This window comes from Stenotrophomonas sp. 21LCFQ19, assembly GCF_056861425.1.
Genome location: NZ_JBSPUF010000022.1, coordinates 16196 through 33873, shown reverse-complemented (window position 1 = coordinate 33873; position 17678 = coordinate 16196). Strand labels below are relative to the sequence as shown.

Annotated in this window: 14 protein-coding genes; 9 read left to right on the top strand and 5 right to left on the bottom strand. The window is 63.1% G+C overall.

Features of this window, described 5'->3' with window-relative positions:
* Nucleotides 1-77: 77 nt before the first annotated feature.
* Entirely contained in the window at nucleotides 78-1622 is a 1545-nt protein-coding gene (locus tag AC13FW_RS18940) for a serine hydrolase domain-containing protein (RefSeq protein WP_482990091.1), read from the bottom strand.
* A 309-nt stretch (nucleotides 1623-1931) separates the two neighbouring features.
* Between AC13FW_RS18940 and AC13FW_RS18935 the strand changes: the two genes are divergently transcribed.
* The 5 genes from AC13FW_RS18935 (at nucleotide 1932) to hslU (ending at nucleotide 5731) form a co-directional block, all read left to right on the top strand.
* Nucleotides 1932-2384, top strand: a complete 453-nt coding sequence (locus tag AC13FW_RS18935; protein ID WP_482990090.1) for a VOC family protein — start codon at nucleotides 1932-1934, stop codon at nucleotides 2382-2384.
* 147 nt (nucleotides 2385-2531) lie between these two features.
* Entirely contained in the window at nucleotides 2532-3005 is a 474-nt protein-coding gene (locus tag AC13FW_RS18930) for a DUF1203 domain-containing protein (RefSeq protein ID WP_482990089.1), read from the top strand.
* A gap of 308 nt (nucleotides 3006-3313) precedes the next feature.
* Entirely contained in the window at nucleotides 3314-3526 is a 213-nt protein-coding gene (locus AC13FW_RS18925) for a DUF3079 domain-containing protein (RefSeq protein ID WP_481545734.1), read from the top strand.
* Between the two features lie 247 nt (nucleotides 3527-3773).
* Entirely contained in the window at nucleotides 3774-4325 is a 552-nt protein-coding gene (gene hslV / locus AC13FW_RS18920; protein WP_282270516.1) for an ATP-dependent protease subunit HslV, read from the top strand.
* A gap of 29 nt (nucleotides 4326-4354) precedes the next feature.
* The gene (gene hslU, locus AC13FW_RS18915; RefSeq protein WP_481615674.1) at nucleotides 4355-5731 is read left to right on the top strand and encodes an ATP-dependent protease ATPase subunit HslU; all 1377 of its coding nucleotides are present in this window, start codon (nucleotides 4355-4357) and stop codon (nucleotides 5729-5731) included.
* A gap of 310 nt (nucleotides 5732-6041) precedes the next feature.
* Here hslU and AC13FW_RS18910 read toward each other — a convergent pair whose 3' ends face one another.
* Nucleotides 6042-6710: a TetR family transcriptional regulator gene (locus AC13FW_RS18910; RefSeq protein WP_482986130.1), complete on the bottom strand. Its 669-nt coding sequence runs from the start codon at nucleotides 6708-6710 to the stop codon at nucleotides 6042-6044.
* A 231-nt stretch (nucleotides 6711-6941) separates the two neighbouring features.
* Here AC13FW_RS18910 and AC13FW_RS18905 point away from each other — a divergent pair, with 231 nt between their 5' ends.
* Nucleotides 6942-8126 carry an efflux RND transporter periplasmic adaptor subunit gene (locus AC13FW_RS18905; protein ID WP_482990088.1) on the top strand — a complete coding sequence of 395 codons (1185 nt, stop codon included), beginning with the start codon at nucleotides 6942-6944 and terminating at the stop codon, nucleotides 8124-8126.
* A gap of 12 nt (nucleotides 8127-8138) precedes the next feature.
* Nucleotides 8139-11285, top strand: coding sequence for a multidrug efflux RND transporter permease subunit SmeE (gene smeE, locus AC13FW_RS18900; RefSeq protein ID WP_481615671.1), 3147 nt, complete (start codon nucleotides 8139-8141; stop codon nucleotides 11283-11285).
* A 501-nt stretch (nucleotides 11286-11786) separates the two neighbouring features.
* Here smeE and AC13FW_RS18895 read toward each other — a convergent pair.
* Together AC13FW_RS18895 and AC13FW_RS18890 are read right to left on the bottom strand one after the other, a co-directional pair.
* Nucleotides 11787-12038, bottom strand: coding sequence for a hypothetical protein (locus tag AC13FW_RS18895; protein ID WP_296250912.1), 252 nt, complete (start codon nucleotides 12036-12038; stop codon nucleotides 11787-11789).
* Nucleotides 12039-12157: 119 nt separating this feature from the next.
* A complete protein-coding gene (locus AC13FW_RS18890; RefSeq protein WP_303747502.1) occupies nucleotides 12158-12610 on the bottom strand; it encodes a nucleoside deaminase in 453 nt (150 codons plus the stop codon).
* Between the two features lie 92 nt (nucleotides 12611-12702).
* On the opposite strand from AC13FW_RS18890, the gene ubiE reads away from it, so the two are divergent.
* Nucleotides 12703-13467, top strand: coding sequence for a bifunctional demethylmenaquinone methyltransferase/2-methoxy-6-polyprenyl-1,4-benzoquinol methylase UbiE (gene ubiE, locus AC13FW_RS18885; protein ID WP_282270503.1), 765 nt, complete (start codon nucleotides 12703-12705; stop codon nucleotides 13465-13467).
* Nucleotides 13468-13999: 532 nt separating this feature from the next.
* Nucleotides 14000-15934, top strand: coding sequence for a M1 family metallopeptidase (locus tag AC13FW_RS18880; protein WP_482990087.1), 1935 nt, complete (start codon nucleotides 14000-14002; stop codon nucleotides 15932-15934).
* A gap of 275 nt (nucleotides 15935-16209) precedes the next feature.
* On the opposite strand, the gene AC13FW_RS18875 is transcribed toward AC13FW_RS18880, so the two are convergent.
* On the bottom strand, nucleotides 16210-17523 hold the full coding sequence (locus AC13FW_RS18875; protein ID WP_482990086.1) for an acetamidase/formamidase family protein: 1314 nt from the start codon (nucleotides 17521-17523) through the stop codon (nucleotides 16210-16212).
* Nucleotides 17524-17678: the final 155 nt, after the last annotated feature.

Sequence of the window (17678 nt, the reverse complement as noted above, 5' to 3'; positions counted from 1 at the left end):
ATTTCTTTCAACAGTCCTGCGTGATGCCGATAAGACCGGGCAGCCGTGCTCGCTATCCACGTTCCGCCAGCGTAGTCCTACTCCTGTCGCGTCGCTTCATAGGTGCTGCCGCCTCGTTGCAAGGAGAAGCCGCCGGCCTTGTTGTCGGCTCCCAGCTGGAAGTCGACCGTCATGTCACTGGCGGTCATGAAGAATCGGCTTTTCGATTGTGCAAGCAGCTCCATGCGAGCGGCCCCGAACAGGTCGCTCTGGAAGTACAGCCGGTCGCCTTCGGCGGTGACATGCGCTGGCGTGCCCAGCAACTGGTAGGCGCCGGCGACGGCGGCATTGGCTGCGGGATCGGCGGCAATGGCGGCCCTCTCGACGGGCTTGAGGTCGGGCCAGCCGTATACAGTGGCAACGCTGGCCACTATCTCGTCAATCAAGCTGCCGCCGTTGTCGCTGTTGGTCATCACCACTACACCTTGCCCGGTGTGGGTGTAGCCATAGAACTGTGCGCGGAATCCATCGGTGCCACCGGAGTGCCCGAAGCGGATGCCTTCGCCCACCTTGTTGATGAAAAAGCCCAGGCCGTAGTCGCCCAGTTCGGGGCGAAGCATGGTGCTGGTCATGGCGCTGGAAAGTACCTTGCCAGACGTTCCGTTTTGCGCACGCTGGATATCGATTACGAACCTGGCCAGATCGGCAGGCGTTGTCCATAGCGCGGCGGCGGCCGATTCCGGATACAAGTGCCAGTTGCCGACGACCGCCGCTCCATCACTGTGATACGCAGTGGCAGCCCGCGTTTGCCATGCAGGCGGAAGCGTCAGCGCGAAGGTACTGTCGTGCATTTCCAGCGGATCAAGGACGAGCGCCTGTAGCAGCTCAGGGAAGGGCTGCTTGCCTGCCTCGATCATCATCAGCTGAGCCACGCTGTAGCCGCCACCGGAATACTTCCAAGCGCTGCCGGGCGTGGACTCGACTCTGACTGGGTCCGAATTTGCCGGCGCTTGCCCTTCCAGTACCTGCAGCAGCGAGGGGACCGGCTTGTCCCGCGCGTAGCCATAGAAGCCATGCACGGTCATGCCGGCGCTATGGTTGAGCAGCCTGCGTAGCGTGACGGGGCTTTGCCGGGTGAACTGGTTGGCGGGAACCTGCCAGGCGTGGAGCTGCGTGTTCGCATCGACGTCGAGCGATAGCTTGCCCTGCTCGACCAGCCGCAGCGCGGCCATGGCGCTGACCGACTTGCTGATCGACCCGGCCTGGAACAGCGAGCCAGCTTGGGCAGGTGTGTGCTTGTCGGTATCGAGCTCGCCATAGGCGCGGGCCCACTCGACGCGCCCGTTGTTGATGACGGCGATGCTGACCGCGGGAACCTTGTGGAATGCCATGCGCTCGCTCAGGCGCATGGCCTGGATCGGGGCGTCTTTGACGACGACGGGTGTGAGAAGGGTTTGTTCGACCCGGGCGATGCGGGCCTGAACCTCCGGCGCGCTGTCCTGCCCCGGTGCCGCATCAGCCGGCGCGCGCGCCAGGGTGCAGGGTGCAAACAACAACAGCGTGAGCGCAGCTACAACATGGCGGACCTGGAGGCTGCGGGCGCGGCCAGACGGCGGGCTTGGGGCAGTAGCTGCGTGGTGCATCGTCAGTGGCTCGTTGGAGGTTGGGATCTGGTGTCGAGGATTAGTTGAGGGCAGGGCCCTTGGCAAGTGCAATGCGACGTGGGTGCGGATGGGGGAGAACGGCATTGTTGCGGATGAGCTTGCGTGGCCGCTGCGCCGGGGAAGCGGCCGTGGCCCCGCTGGCGCTTTGATCACGGCGGCAAGCTGCTTTCCCACTTTACTGACGCCGTGGGCAGGAGTGCCTTGGCTTCACTGCTCAGGGTGTAGGCTCGCTCAAGGTCGCAGCTTCTGTGCTGCGCATCGTTTGGTTTCTGCAGCCGAGGAGCACGCATGACGGTCAAGCGCATGGATAACGTGGGTATCGTGGTCGCGGATCTGGATGGCGCCATAGCGTTCTTCCTCGAACTGGGACTGGTGCTTGAGGGGCGCATGCCGATCGAAGGTGAGTGGGCCGGGCGAGTTACTGGCCTACGCGACCAGCGCGTCGAGATCGCGATGATGCGCACGCCCGATGGCCACAGCAGGCTTGAGCTCTCCAGGTTCGATGCGCCGGGGATCGCCTCCGATCACCGTGGGGCGCCGGTGAATTCCCTGGGCTACCTGCGCGTCATGTTCGCGGTGGAGGACATCGATGACACGCTTGAACGGCTCAAGAAGCTGGGGGCGTCGGTGGTCGATGAGGTGGTCCACTACGAGAACACCTATCGGCTGTGCTACATCCGTGGTGTTGAGGGCATCCTGATCGGGCTTGCCCAGGAGCTGGGGCAACGGGCAGCAGAGTGAGCGGCGGGCGCCGTTTGGGGAAGGGCCAGACGGCAGCGATTGACGACGGAATTCTTGTTGCCGGCGATTGAATGCTGCGTCTGATCATGGCGAGCAGCTGCACGCGGACAGTGTGATGTTGCGGTTCCCGGATCCATGGAATGCAGCATGTCGTCTTTCCTGTTGAGTGGCTTGAATCCCGCACTGTTCGCAAAGCTTTTCCAGCTTGATGATGCTGCGCTTGATGCGCGGCGCATCGCTCGTGTCACTGCTACTGAGGCATCAGGATTTCCCTGCCGGGTCAGCCTTGCTGATGCGACGGTGGGAGAGGAACTGTTGCTGCTTTCCTTCCAGCACCAACCGGCGGATTCGCCGTACCGGGCGAGTGGGCCGATCTTTGTTCGGCGTGGTGTGGCGCGCGCGGAACTGCAGGTCAACGAGGTGCCGTCGCAGGTGCGGCGTCGGTTGATGTCGTTGCGGGCCTATGGTGCGGATGATCGGATCATATTTGCCGAGGTCTGCGATGGAGCCGGCGTTGGCGAGTGGCTGCAACGCGCGTTCGATGATGCTGCTGTGGCTTATGTGCATCTGCATTTTGCACGTTATGGCTGTTTTGCGTGTAGGGCGGACCGCGTGTCGTGACCCCGGCTGTTGTTTGTAGGAGCGGCGTGAGGCGCGAAGCAGGTGGTTCGTCAGGTTGCGGGTGTTTGCGCGATCTGTAGGTGCGGTGGTTTCGCGGCTTACGCCGCTCCTACAGGGGGGCTGTTGGATTGCCTGGAAGGTCTCTGCCGAGCATGGCGCGGCACTACAAGGTGGTCGGTGGGGGTTTGTGAGGAAGGCCTTTGCCGAGCATGGCTCGGCACTACCACGCTTGGGCTTGCTTGATTTACATCAAGGTGGGCATTGCCTTGGCGGCGCATGGTTGCTCTCCTGGAGTGGAGAGTCTTGCGATGGCAAAGCCATTTCCGTTGAATCCAAAACATCCTGAGCGGATCTGCTGGGGCTGCGACAAGTATTGCGCGACCGATGCGCTGGCCTGCGGCAATGGTTCCGGGCGCACGCAGCATCCGGCGGAGCTGCAGGGCGAGGATTGGTATCTGGCGTGGGGTATCGAGCCGGAGCCAGGGCGGCCGGGAAGGGCGGCGCTGGAGAAGAAGTTGTAGGAGCGGCGTGAGCCGCGAGGCTGGTGGTTGATCAGGTTGCGGGTGTGCTTGTGAATTCGTTGGTGGCGGCTTCGCGGCTCACGCCGCTCCTGCAAGACGGTCGGAGGGATCGCTGGTAGGGCCTCTGCCGAGCATGGCTCGGCACTACCGGTTGGATTTTTCTGAATGGTGGCTGTCGCTGGTGGGGGGAGGCTTGATCGCGGCGCAGGCCGGCCCCATTACCGGAGAACAGTATTCCGGAGGCCGTATGGACCCCAGTCAGAACCCGAGTGTTTTTCATGCCACCACCATCTGCTGCGTGCGCCGCGGCGAACATGTGGCGATTGCTGGCGATGGTCAGGTCACCCTGGGCCATACGGTGATGAAGGGCAATGCGCGCAAGGTGCGCCGGCTTGGCCGCGATGGCCAGGTGCTGGCGGGTTTTGCAGGTGCGGCCGCTGATGCCTTCACCTTGTTCGAATTGTTTGAAGCCAAGCTGGAAAAGCACGGCCAGCTGACCCGCGCTGCGGTGGAGCTGGCCAAGGATTGGCGTACCGATCGCCGCTACGGCAAGCTCGAAGCGCTACTGGCCGTGGCTGACCGTGAAACCTCGCTGATCATCAGCGGTACCGGCGATGTGATCGAGCCGGAAGACGGCATCATCGCCATTGGTTCCGGCGGCTCCTACGCGCTCAGTGCGGCACGGGCGCTGCTCAAGCACACCGATCTGGATGCACGTGGCGTGGCCACCGAGGCGATCAACATCGCCGGCGGCATCTGCATCTACACCAACACCAACGTCGTGGTGGAAGAGCTCTGAGCTCTTCGGCCATCAAGCGCGAGTACCCCATGAGCCACAAGATCGAAGTTTCCTCCGCCACCATGACCCCGCGCGAAATCGTGCAGGAGTTGGATCGCCACATCGTCGGCCAGCACGACGCCAAGCGCGCGGTCGCCATCGCGCTGCGCAACCGCTGGCGCCGCATGCAGCTGCCCACCGAGCTGCGCAACGAAGTGATGCCGAAGAACATCCTGATGATCGGCCCGACCGGCGTCGGCAAGACCGAAATCGCACGTCGCCTGGCCACGCTGGCCAATGCGCCGTTCGTCAAGGTCGAAGCTACGCGGTTCACCGAGGTCGGCTACGTCGGCAAGGATGTGGAGCAGATCATCCGTGACCTGGCCGATACCGCCGTCAAGCTGTACCGCGAGCAGGCCAAGGTGCGCGTGCGCACCCAGGCCGAAGAGAAGGCCGAAGACCGCATTCTTGACGCATTGCTGCCGCGTCGCAGCGTCGGCATTGGCTTTGATCCGGAAGCGGCACGCAATGAACCGTCGGCTGCCGATAACGAAACCCGCATCAAGTTCCGCCGCATGCTGCGCGCTGGCGAGCTGGACGAGCGCGAGATCGAACTGGATGTCGCCGCCAACGTCAGCATGGACATCATGACCCCGCCGGGCATGGAGGAAATGGGCCAGCAACTGAAGTCGATGTTCGCCAATCTCGGCACCGCCAAGTCGAACAAGCGCACGCTGAGCATCAAGGCGGCGCGTCCGCTGCTGATCGAAGAAGAAGCCGGCAAGCTGGTCAACGAGGACGATATCCGCGCTGCTGCGGTAGAGGCCTGTGAGCAGCATGGCATCGTCTTCATCGACGAGATCGACAAGGTCGCCAAGCGCAGCGACGCTGGTTCGTCGGGTGGCGATGTCTCGCGCGAAGGCGTGCAGCGCGATCTGTTGCCGCTGGTGGAAGGTTCCAATGTGTCGACCAAGTACGGCACGGTGAAGACCGACCACATCCTGTTCATTGCTTCCGGTGCGTTCCATCTGGCCAAGCCGAGCGATCTGATTCCCGAGTTGCAGGGTCGTTTCCCGATCCGCGTGGAGCTGGGTGCGCTGAGCAAGAATGATTTCGTGCGCATCCTCACTGAGCCGAAGGCGGCATTGACCAAGCAGTACGAAGCGCTGTTGGCGACGGAAGGCGTCAAGGTCAACTTCACTGCCGAGGCAGTGGATCGTCTGGCGGAGATCGCGTTCCAGGTCAACGAGCGTCAGGAGAATATCGGTGCGCGTCGTCTGCACACGGTGCTGGAACGCTTGCTGGATAGCTTGAGCTATGAGGCGCCGGACCGAGATGGCGACAGCATTGCGATCGACCCGGCGTATGTGGACAAGCACCTGGGTGAGCTGGTGAAGGACCCGGACCTGAGTCGCTATATTCTGTGATGGTTGGTTTGGGTTGGTGAGAAGCGGCGGCACGTTGGTGTCGCCGTTTTTTTTTGCAAAAGTTCAGAGCAGGAGCCAAGGCCGGAGCGATTCCCGCCTGCGCGGGAATGACGACACAAAAGGCAGAAGCCGGAGCATTGCTGTTGCTGTTGCTGTTGCTGTTGCCTTTGTCTTTGTCTTTGCCTTTTCTTTTGCTTTTAAGCCGTCATTCCCGCGCAAGCGGGAATCGCTCTGGCTTTGGATCTAGCTCCAGCTGCTGGCATTGCGAGTAATGCCCCTGCCGAGCATGGCTCGGCACTACAGGGCTTGCTTAGTCTTCGTCTGGTGGTGGCAATGGCGAAGGATCTGAGCCGGGCTCGAATACACCTGGCTTCACGTAGTGCGCCATCAGCGCGTCCAGCATCTCGCGGCTGTCACGTTCCAGGTCGAACTGGGTGGGTTCGAGCATGGCGCTGTACAGCACGCCGGTCAGGCCTGCATGCAGGATGCGCGCGCTGCTTGCGGTGTTCACGCCATCGCGCAGCTGGCCCAGGTCGCGCGCGCGCTCAAGTGCACGGCGGAAAATCGCCATCTCTTCTTCAACGCTGTCGTGTTGCAGCTGCTGCATCGCCAGGCTTTCGGCGGAAAGGTCGTTGCGCAGCATGATCTCCATCATCTCGCGCAGCTGTGGATCGTTGGCCAGTTCGCTCAAGGACACCAGCATCGCCGAACGCAGGTCCAGGATCGGCGTGTTGCGCAGGGGCGAGTAGGTCTGCTGCAGGCGCTTGATGAACGGCACGCGCTCGCGGTTGATCATCGCCTCCAGCACTTCGGTCTTGTTCTTGAAGTGCCAGTACACCGCGCCGCGGGAGACGCCCGCGCGCTCGCCGATCGCCGCCAGCGAGCTGCCGGCAACGCCGTGTTCATGGAAGCAGGCCAGCGCGGCATCGAGGATGCTTTCGCGGGTGGCTGCTGCCTCTTCTTTGGTCTTTCTGGCCATTGCTCTGTGCAAATGCTGGATGAAACCGACCTGAATTGTACGCGTTTACAAACATGCGTGTATGTATGTATATTTCCACGGGTTGCTCTGCAGGATGGCCGTGATGTGTGCGGCGGTGGCGGTTGCCACCGATGTACCCGTAACGTATGCGGTACGGAAGGATATGCCTCGGCATACCTCATGTTCCGCCCGATCCTCGAGCGCCACTTTTCCTCATTGAGCTCCTCTCCCATGCCTGCTATCAGTCGCTACCGTCTCGTCGCGCTTTCCCTCGCACTATCCGTCGCGCTCGTTGCCTGCAAGGGCGGCGGGGAGCAGCCGCAGCAGGGTGGGCCGGGTCAGGTCACCGTGGTCACGTTGAAGCCGGAAACGGTCACCTTGACCCGTGAACTGGCCGGCCGTGCAAATGGCTACCAGGTCGCCGAAGTGCGCCCGCAGGTCAGTGGCATCGTCGCCAAGCGCCTGTTCACCGAAGGCAGCGTGGTCAAGGCCGGCGATGCCCTGTACCAGCTGGACGACGCCGCCTACCGCGCCCAGGCCAACAGCGCCCGTGCCCAGCTGGCCCGCGCCGAGGCCACTGCCAGCGCCGCTCGTCTGGCGGCACGCCGCAGCAGCGAGCTGGTCAAGTCGCGGGTGATCAGCGTGCAGGACGACGAGAACGCACAGGCCGCGTGGAAGCAGGCCGAGGCCGACGTGCTGGCCGCCCGCGCATCGCTGGATGCGGCCAACGTGACGCTGGGCTATGCCCGCATCACCGCGCCGATCAGCGGCCAGATCGGCAAGTCCTCGGTTACCCAGGGCGCGCTGGTCAGCGCCGGCCAGGCCGAGCCGCTGGCCACCATCAACCAGCTTGATCCGATCTATATCGACGTCACCCAGTCCTCGGCCGAGCTGCTGCAGCTGCGCCGTGAACTGGCCGCCGGTCGCCTGGAGGGCGCCTCCGAGCTGCCGGTCGACATCGTGCTGGAAGACGGCAGCACCTTTGCCCACAAGGGCAAGCTGGAGTTCTCCGAAGTCAGCGTTGACCCGGCCACCGGCAGCTACGCCATGCGCGTACGCGTCGAGAATCCGGATCAGGTGCTGATGCCGGGCATGTTCGTGCGTGCGGTGCTGGGCAGTGGCGTGCGTCCGAATGCGCTGCTGGTGCCGATGCAGGGTATTGCACGCGATCCCAAGGGTGACACTTCCGCGATGGTGGTGGATGCCGAGGGCAAGGTTGCCGTTCGCCCGGTCAAGGTCAGCCGCACCATCGGCGACAAGTGGCTGGTCGAGGACGGTCTGAAGGCTGGCGACAAGGTCATTGTCGAAGGCCTGCAGAAGATTGGCCCGGGGATGCCGGTGCAGGCCACCGAGAAGGGTGCCGAAGCCGCCAAGCCAGCCGCCGCGCCTGCCGCGGCGCCGGCTGAAAAGCAGTAAGCGGAGAACTACATGGCACGCTTCTTCATCGACAGGCCCATCTTCGCGTGGGTCATCGCCATCATCATCATGCTTGCTGGCGCGCTGGCAATGCTCAAGCTGCCGATCTCGATGTATCCCGAGGTCGCGCCGCCTGCGGTGTCCATTTCCGCCAGCTACCCGGGCGCTTCGGCCAAGGTGGTCGAGGACTCGGTGACGCAGATCATCGAGCAGAACATGAAGGGCCTGGACGGCCTGATGTACTTCTCCTCCAACAGCTCCTCCAACGGCCAGGCCAGCATCACCCTGACCTTCGAGAGTGGCACCAACTCCGACATTGCCCAGGTGCAGGTGCAGAACAAGCTGCAGCTGGCGATGCCGCTGTTGCCGCAGGAAGTGCAGCGCCAGGGCATCAACGTCGCCAAGTCCAGTTCGGGCTTCCTCAACGTGCTGGGCTTCGTTTCCGAAGACGGCAGCATGGATGAGAACGACATCTCCGACTACGTCGGTTCCAACATCGTCGACCCGCTGAGCCGCGTGCCGGGCGTGGGCTCGATCCAGGTGTTCGGTGGCAAGTACGCCATGCGCATCTGGCTGGACCCGACCAAGCTGCAGACCTACAAGGTGTCGGTTGACGAGGTCACCGCCGCGGTCAAGGCGCAGAACGCGCAGGTCGCCGTCGGCCAGTTGGGTGGTGCACCGGCCATCAAGGGCCAGCAGCTCAACGCCACCATCAACGCCCAGGACCGCCTGCAGACGCCGGAGCAGTTCCGCAACATCGTGGTGCGTACCGAAAGCGACGGCTCCACCTTGAAGCTGGGTGATGTTGCCCGCGTCGAGCTGGGTGCTGAAACCTACGACTTCGTTACCCGTTACAACGGCAAGCCGGCCTCCGGCCTGGCCATCACCCTGGCAACCGGCGCCAACGCGCTGGAAACCGCCGAGGGCGTCAGCAAGACCCTGGACGAGCTGAAGGCCAACTTCCCGGCCGGCATGAAGGCGGTGATTCCGTACGACACCACCCCGTTCGTGCGCGTGTCGATCAAGGGCGTGGTCAAGACCCTGCTCGAGGCCATCGTGCTGGTGTTCGTGGTGATGTACCTGTTCCTGCAGAACTTCCGCGCCACCCTGATCCCGACCATCGCCGTGCCGGTGGTGTTGCTGGGTACCTTCGGCATCCTCGCGGTGCTGGGTTTCTCCATCAACATGCTGACCATGTTCGCGATGGTGCTGGCGATCGGCCTATTGGTCGATGACGCCATCGTGGTGGTGGAGAACGTCGAGCGCATCATGTCCGAGGAAGGACTGTCGCCGCTGGAAGCCACCCGCAAGTCGATGAGCCAGATCACCGGCGCGCTGGTCGGCATCGGCTTGGTGCTGTCGGCGGTGTTCGTGCCGATGGCCTTCATGAGCGGATCCACCGGCGTCATCTACCGGCAGTTCTCGGCGACGATCGTGTCGGCGATGGCCTTGTCGGTGCTGGTCGCCATCGTGCTGACCCCGGCCTTGTGCGCCACCATGCTCAAGCCGCTGAAGAAGGGCGAGCACCACGTTGCCCACAAGGGCATCTCGGGCCGCTTCTTCAACTGGTTCAACAACGGCTTTGATCGCACCAGCGGTACTTACCAGCGTGGTGTGCGCGGCATCCTCAATCGCCCGGGCCGTTTCATGGCGGTGTTCCTGGCATTGGCGGTGGTGATGGGCCTGCTGTTCGTGCGCCTGCCCAGCTCGTTCCTGCCCAATGAAGACCAGGGCATCCTGATGGCGCTGGTCAACGCACCGGTCGGTGCTACCCAGGAACGTACCCTGGAGTCGATCTACAAGCTGGAAGATCACTTCCTGAAGAACGAGAAGGACGCGGTTGAATCGGTGTTCTCGGTGCAGGGCTTCAGCTTCTCCGGCATGGGCCAGAACTCGGGCATGGCCTTCGTCAAGCTCAAGGACTGGAGCGAGCGCAGTGCCGACCAGGGCGTTGGGCCGATCACCGGACGCGCGATGGCAGCACTGGGCCAGATCAAGGACGCCTTCATCTTCGCCTTCCCGCCGCCGGCCATGCCGGAGCTGGGTATCGCCTCGGGTTACACCTTCTTCCTGAAGGACAACAGCGGCGCTGGCCATGATGCGCTGGTCAATGCACGCAACCAGTTGCTGGGCATGGCAGGTGAAAGCAAGCTGCTGGCCAACGTGCGCCCGAACGGCCTGGATGACACCCCGCAGCTGCGTCTGGACATCGACGTGGCCAAGGCCGGTGCGCACGGTCTGTCGCTGGACACCATCAACAGCACGCTGGCCACCGCCTGGGGTTCGAGCTACGTCGATGACTTCATCGACCGTGGCCGCGTCAAGCGCGTCTACGTGCAGGCCGATGACGGCTTCCGCATGAACCCGGAAGACTTCAACCTGTGGACGGTGAAGAACACCTCCGGCGAGATGGTGCCGTTCTCGGCCTTCGCCAGCCAGCGCTGGGATTACGGTTCGCCGCGCCTTGAGCGTTACAACGGCGTCTCCGCACTGGAAATCCAGGGCGAAGCCGCACCGGGCGTGGCCTCGGGTGACGCGATGCTGGAAGTGGAAAAGCTGGCCAAGCAGTTGCCGGCAGGTTTCAGCATCGAATGGACTGCCGTGTCCTACCAGGAACGCGAGGCCGGTTCGCAGACGCCGCTGCTGTACACGCTGTCGCTGCTGATCGTGTTCCTGTGCCTGGCTGCGCTGTATGAAAGCTGGAGCGTGCCGACCGCGGTGCTGATGGTTGCGCCGCTGGGTATTCTCGGTGCGGTGCTGGCCAACACCATGCGCGGCATGGAGCGTGACGTGTACTTCCAGGTGGCGATGTTGACCACCGTGGGTTTGACCTCGAAGAACGCGATCCTGATCGTCGAGTTCGCCAAGGAGCATCTTGAGAAGGGCGCGGGTGTGATCGAAGCGACGATGCACGCGGTCCGTGACCGTCTGCGTCCGATCATCATGACCTCGCTGGCGTTCGGCCTGGGCGTGTTGCCGCTGGCGATCGCCTCCGGTGCGGGTTCGGGTGCACAGCGCGCCATCGGTACCGGCGTGCTGGGCGGCATGGTGGTTGGCACCTTGCTCGGCCTGTTCTTCATCCCGCTGTTCTTCGTGGTGGTGCAGCGCTTGTTCAACCGCAAGCAGCTGGCCAGGAACGGCGACCTGCCGCAGCAGTAACGGGGCAGGGTAGAGACAAGCAAAAGGCGCCGAAAGGCGCCTTTTGCCTTTTTGGCCCCTCTCCCGCCTGCGGGGTGAAAGAGGGGCGTTTACAAACCATCGGTTTGTGCCCCTGTTGAACGAACTTGCGCCAGCGCAAGGGCCGCGGCGCGGAGCGGGGGTTGGGGTGAGGGCAGCTCCGGGCCTGGAAAGCCCAAAAGCCAACCCCTCCCCAACCCTCCCCTTTGCTGCGCAAAAGGGAGGGGAAGAAAGCGCTCGGCCAAAGGGCGAGGGGGTAGTGCCGAGCCATGCTCGGCAGGGGCTTTCCAAGCGGACACAGGCAGCACAAGCTGCAAAGCCGGTGATTCATCAGCTGACCCATAACCCGGTCATTTCAGCGATGCCAGCTTCGCGGCTCACGCCGCTCCTACAAACCTGGTGGGCTACCGGTGAAGCCCCTGCCGAGCATGGCTCGGCACTACGGAAGCGAGGCAAAAAAAACCGGGCCAGGCCCGGTTTTTTTTATGCTTCGTTGACCGCCAGCTCAAGTAACTGAGCCTTCTCAACCGCGCCCAAGCGTTGGGCAAATACCGCCAGGCGGTTGCAGAGCTCGGCCTGATGTTCCGGATATGCCGCTACCAGTTCACGTTGAACCTGTTGGTAGGCATCCCAGAACGGGGCCGAGCAGCGATGTCGTGCGTACTGCTGTCGCAATTGCTCCCCAGCACGCTGGAGGGATTGGCGACTGCTGTGTTGGATGGGCGTTGTATACATCGCTTCACCTCGATGGCAGTGCCCCTGTACCCCGAGCATAACGCTGTTTTTCTTACGATCTGGCTACAGCGTCTAATTTCCCTATGAGATTAATAGGGATTTGTTCAGATTACGTCACATTATTCGCCGATATCTTCATTCCAGACATCCGGGTTCTCGGCGATATAGCGGCCCATCATCTCGATGCAGCTGGCGTCATTCAGGTCGATGACGTTCACGCCGTTTTCGCGCAACCAGTCGATTCCACCGGGGAAACTGACCGATTCACCCACTACCACGGTGCCGATGTTGAACTGGCGGACCAGCCCGCTGCAGTACCAGCACGGGGCCAGGGTGGTGACCATGATGGTGTTGCGATAGCCACGCTGGCGGCCGGCCTTGCGGAAGGCGTCGGTTTCGCCATGGATGGACGGGTCGCCTTCCTGGATGCGGCGGTTGTGGCCGCAGCCGAGCAGGCGGCCATCGTTGTGGTACAGCGCCGCGCCAATCGGGATGCCGCCTTCGGCCAGGCCCTGGCGGGCTTCGGCGATGGCGGTTTCGAGCAGGGCGCGGTAGTCCGGGGTGGTGATCATGCAAGGTCCTTGTGGTGCCGTGGCGATCATCATAGCGGCCGGATTCAGCCTGCTGGCGGCGCAATCGGGCTGTCGGTGCGATAATCGGCGCCATGAGCGAATCCCCCTACAAGACCGGCACCACCCACTTCGGCTTCCGCGATGTACCGGCCAAGGACAAGCAGAAGCTTGTCGGCCAGGTGTTCACTTCCGTGGCCGACAACTACGACCTGATGAACGACCTGATGAGCCTGGGTATTCATCGGCTGTGGAAGCGCTACTTCGTCGCTACCGCGCAGGTGAAGCCGGGCGACCGCGTGCTGGATCTGGCCGGCGGTACCGGTGACATCGCGGTACTGCTGAAAGAGCGCATCGGCGCCGAAGGCAGCGTGGTGCTGGGCGACATCAACGCCGGCATGTTGTCGGTGGGGCGCGATCGCCTGACCAACCGCGGCCAGGTATCGGGCTTCGAGTGGGTGCAGCTCAATGCGGAGGCGCTGCCGTTCCCGGACCAGAGCTTCGACCTGGTGACGATTTCCTTCGGCCTGCGCAACGTGACCGACAAGGAAGCCGCGCTGCGCGAGATGTACCGCGTGCTGAAGGTTGGCGGGCAGGCGCGCGTGCTGGAGTTCTCGGAAGTGACCGTGGACTGGTTCAAGCCTGTCTACGATTTCCATTCGTTCAAGGTGCTGCCGAAGCTGGGCAAGCTGTTTGCGCGCGGTGATGCCGACAGCTACCAGTACCTGGCCGAGAGCATCCGCAAGCACCCGCCGCAGGAAGAGCTGAAGGCGATGATGAGCGAGGCGGGTTTTGGCCGCTGCCATTACAAGAACCTGAGTGCGGGTATTGTGTCGATCCACTCCGGTTACAAGCTTTGAGGCTTGCTTGCTGGGTGGATTGAGGAAAGGCGGCCATTGGCCGCCTTTTTCGTATGCGGGGCGGTGCTGCTGGTTTTGTCTTTTGCGGGTAAAGCCCCTGCCGGGCATGGCTCGGCACTACGCCTCTGCCCCCTCCCTTTGGCCGCAGGCCAAGGGGAGGGCTGGGGAGGGGTTGGGTTTTCAGCTTTTGCGTTGGCCCTTCTCCCGCTTGCGGGAGAAGGGTTGGGATGAGGGGCGCCTTTGATCTTGCTGGCAAGGCCCCTGCCGAGCGTGGCTCGGCACTACAGGGGCGCGCTCGCTGAGCCCTCCCTTTGCCGAAGGCAAGGGGAGGGTTGGGAGGGGTGCTTTTTGCTTTGCTCCTGGTCGGGATGATGACGCAACGCGAAGAGCGATCGCCGCCTTCGCGGGGATGGCGGGATCAGGCATTTTCTGGCGTGGACCTTGCCGCAACCGTCGGTTGCCGCACTGCCGCATCCACCAACGCCTTTCGGGTTTAAAATCAACGGTTATCCCCTGAACCGGTTCCAGATCAATGCGTTCTTCGTTCCTGATGCTGCCCCTGGCCGTGGCGCTTGTCGCCGGCTGTGCCAAAGAACCCGCAGCCCCCACCGTCGACCCCGTCGCCCAGAAGCCCGCCGCCGCCGTGAATACCGTCAGCCGCAGCCACGATGAAAGCTCCTACGCTGAACCCGAGAAGGTCGTCATCAAGGACGTGGCGCTGGACCTGAAGGTCGATTTCGACGCCAAGCAGATCGGCGGCACCGCCACCTATACGCTGGAGTGGAAGGACAAGGCTGCCAAGCAGCTGCTGCTCGATACCCGCGAGCTGAGCGTTGAGAAGGTCGAGGCCCTCGCCGCCGATGGCGCTGCCACCCCGCTGCAGTTCGTGCTGGCGCCGGCCGACAAGGTGTTCGGCAGCAAGCTGAGCATCGAAACCCCGGCCCAGCCGACCTCGGTGCGCATCACCTACCACACCGCGCCGACCGCCTCCGGCCTGCAGTGGCTGGAGCCGTCCATGACCGAGGGCAAGAAGCTGCCCTTCATGTTCAGCCAGTCGCAGGCGATCCACGCCCGTTCCTGGGTGCCGTTGCAGGACACCCCGAGCGTCCGCTTCACCTATAGCGCGCACGTCACCAGCCGCCCGGACGTGATGGTGCTGATGAGCGCAGACAACGATCCCAAGGCCGCACGCGATGGCGATTACGCCTTCAAGATGCCGCAGCCGATCCCGTCCTACCTGCTGGCCATCGCCGCCGGTGACCTGGTGTTCGAGCCGATCTCCGAGCGTTCCGGCGTGTGGGCCGAGCCGACCATGGTCAACAAGGCCGTCAAGGAGTTCGAAGACACCGAGAAGATGATCGGTGCCGCCGAGAACCTGTACGGCGAATACCGTTGGGGCCGTTACGACATGCTGGTGCTGCCGCCGTCGTTCCCGTTCGGTGGCATGGAAAACCCGCGCCTGACCTTCGCTACCCCGACCGTCATCGTTGGCGACAAGTCGCTGGTGTCGCTGGTCGCGCACGAACTGGCGCATAGCTGGTCCGGCAACCTGGTGACCAACGCCAGCTGGAAGGACATCTGGCTCAACGAAGGTTTCACCACCTACGTGCAGGGTCGCATCACCGAAGCGCTGTATGGCGCCGAGATGGCCGAGATGGAGCGCGAGATCGACCAGACCGACCTGCTCAATGAAGTGAAGGACATGAGCCCGGCCGACCAGGCGCTGGCACTGCCGCCGCTCAACGAGCGTGACCCGGACGATGCGCTGAGCCAGGTGGCTTACGTCAAGGGCGCATGGTTCCTGCAGTTCCTGGAGCAGCGTTTTGGCCGTGCGGTGTTTGATCCGTTCCTGCGTGGCTGGTTCGACGACCATGCCTTCCAGAGCGCCAACACCGACCAGTTCGTCGAGTACATGAAGAAGAACCTGCTGCCGAAGAATCCGACGGCGGTCACCGATGCCGAGCTGAAGGCATGGCTGGAAGAGCCGGGCATCCCGGCGTTCGCCAGCAAGGCCCGTTCGCGCAACTTCGCCGTGGTCGACACCGCACGCATCGCCTTCCTGGGCAGCGACGCGCTGCCGAACAACCAGGTAACCCGCGAGTGGAACACCCAGGAATGGGTGCGCTTCATCGATGGCATGGGCGAGAAGCTGCCGGTCGAGAAGCTGGCGCAGCTGGACAAGGGTTACCACTTCACCGGTACCCCGAACGGCGAAATCGCGATGCGTTGGTATCCGCTGGCAATCCGCAGCGGCTACACCGATGCACAGGCTGCTGCCGGTGAGTTCATCCAGAAGGTTGGCCGTCGCAAGCTGGTGCTGCCGATCTACGCTGAACTGCTGAAGACGCCGGAAGGCCTGGCCTTCGCCAAGGAAGTGTTCGCCAAGGCCAAGCCGGGCTACCACCCGATCACCACCGCCTCGGTGGAAGCGATGATCGCCAAGGCGGAAGCTGCGCCGAAGCAGTAATCGGTTGTAGCGCGGGACAAGACAACGGCGGGCGCAAGCCCGCCGTTGTTGTTTGTGCTGTTGTTGCTTTGCTTTGCTTTGCTTCGCTTCGCTTCGCTATTGCTTTTATGCCGTCATCCTCGCGAAGGCGGGGATCGCTCTTTGCTTTGGCTTTTGATCTAAGCCAAAGCAGAAGCAAGAGCAGAAGCAAGAGCGATTCCCGCCTTCGCGGGAATGACGGCATTAAGGGCGTGGAGCAAAAGCCAAAAAGCCAAAAAGCCAAAAGCCTGGTGCGCTCAGTTCTCCGCTTTCCCCGCAGCAACCGGCAATCCTTTCAACACCGACTTATCAATCTTCGCCGCCACTCCGACACTGCGGCCAGCAAGATTGACCACGCTGTACTGCACCGCCACGCCCAGTACCTGGGTAGCCTGCGACATATCGAGTCCATGGGACTGGCGCAGCCACTGCAGCATCCCCGACGTCGCCAGCCGCAGTGCATCGTCACTGGAGCCTGCCTGCCCCAGCGTCATGATCTGCGTCGGCGATTCCACGCGTGGCGTGGCGATGGACTGCTTCTTGATCAGTTCCACTTTCAGCACCACGTCCAGTGATGTCTCCAGCGCCCATTGGCTGGTCTCACCGTCGCCCTGCAGGGCATGACCGTCGCCGACATACAGCAATGCGCCAGGTTGCTGCACCTCAAGGTAAACCGTGTTGCCTTCGACCACGGCGTTGAAATCCATGTTGCCGCCGAAGTCGCTGGTGTCGCCGGTGGAGAACGGCGGATAGCCAAAGCCCGGTGCCACCGCGAGACCGCCGAGCATCGGCTTGACCGGGATCTCGAAGTGCTTCAATGCACCGCTGGCCCCTTGCGGGCGGGCCATGCCGCGTACGCGGTCCAGCTCCCAGCGCACCGGCTTGCCCAGCGTTGCGGTCTCGGTGGCGATGCGTGGCGTCTTCAAACGGCCGACGATGCCGTCGAGGCTGTCTGCGTAGTCGCGGTTGAGCTTGAGCGAGCTGATGGTGATCGCCAAGGTGTCGCCGGGCTCGGCGCCGGCGACGAAGAACGGCCCGACCTGCGGGTTGCCGAACAAGGCCCGGGTGATGCCGTGTTGGTCGACGCCACCGGAATCCAGGGTTTTGGTCCGCACCGAATCGCCAGGCCAGATCACCAACGCCGGCGCGCGCTCGGCGCTGAAGGTGTTGGAGTAATCGCTTGGGGTGAAGTCATGCAGATGCGGTGCCTTGTCCGGCCGCGCTGGCACCCGCCACGCGCTGAAATCGTGTGCTGCACGCGCGCTGCGGTTGTTGGTGTCCGGCTCGTCGCTGCGGCCCTGCATGCGGCTGCCATCGATGCGGCCATCGTAGTGATAGACCTGGCCGTCGCTGCCGGTGGCGGTGAACTTCAGCTGCGCGCCGTTCAAGCTGCCGCTGATCGGGTCGCCCCCCAAGGTTCCGCTGACACGCGTGCCTTGCACGTCCAGGTCCAAGGTCTGCCTGGCGCTGTTACCCCATAGGTCAGTGGCCAGTATCCATTGGTCGGCGGCGAGGGCGTGGAGCGGTAGTACGGACAACAACAGCGAAGACCATTTCAGTGAGGTGCGCACGTTGCGTGTGTCTGCGAAGGGCCCGGTGGGCGTGTTCGCGGAGTGTACGAACGGGCAGGCTGCCGTCGCAGTGTCAAAGGTAACTACATCTGTAGTCAGCCTGGTCGTTCGTGCGGCGGGGGATGATTCCTGCAGCAGGCTGCTGGCTGCCGGAG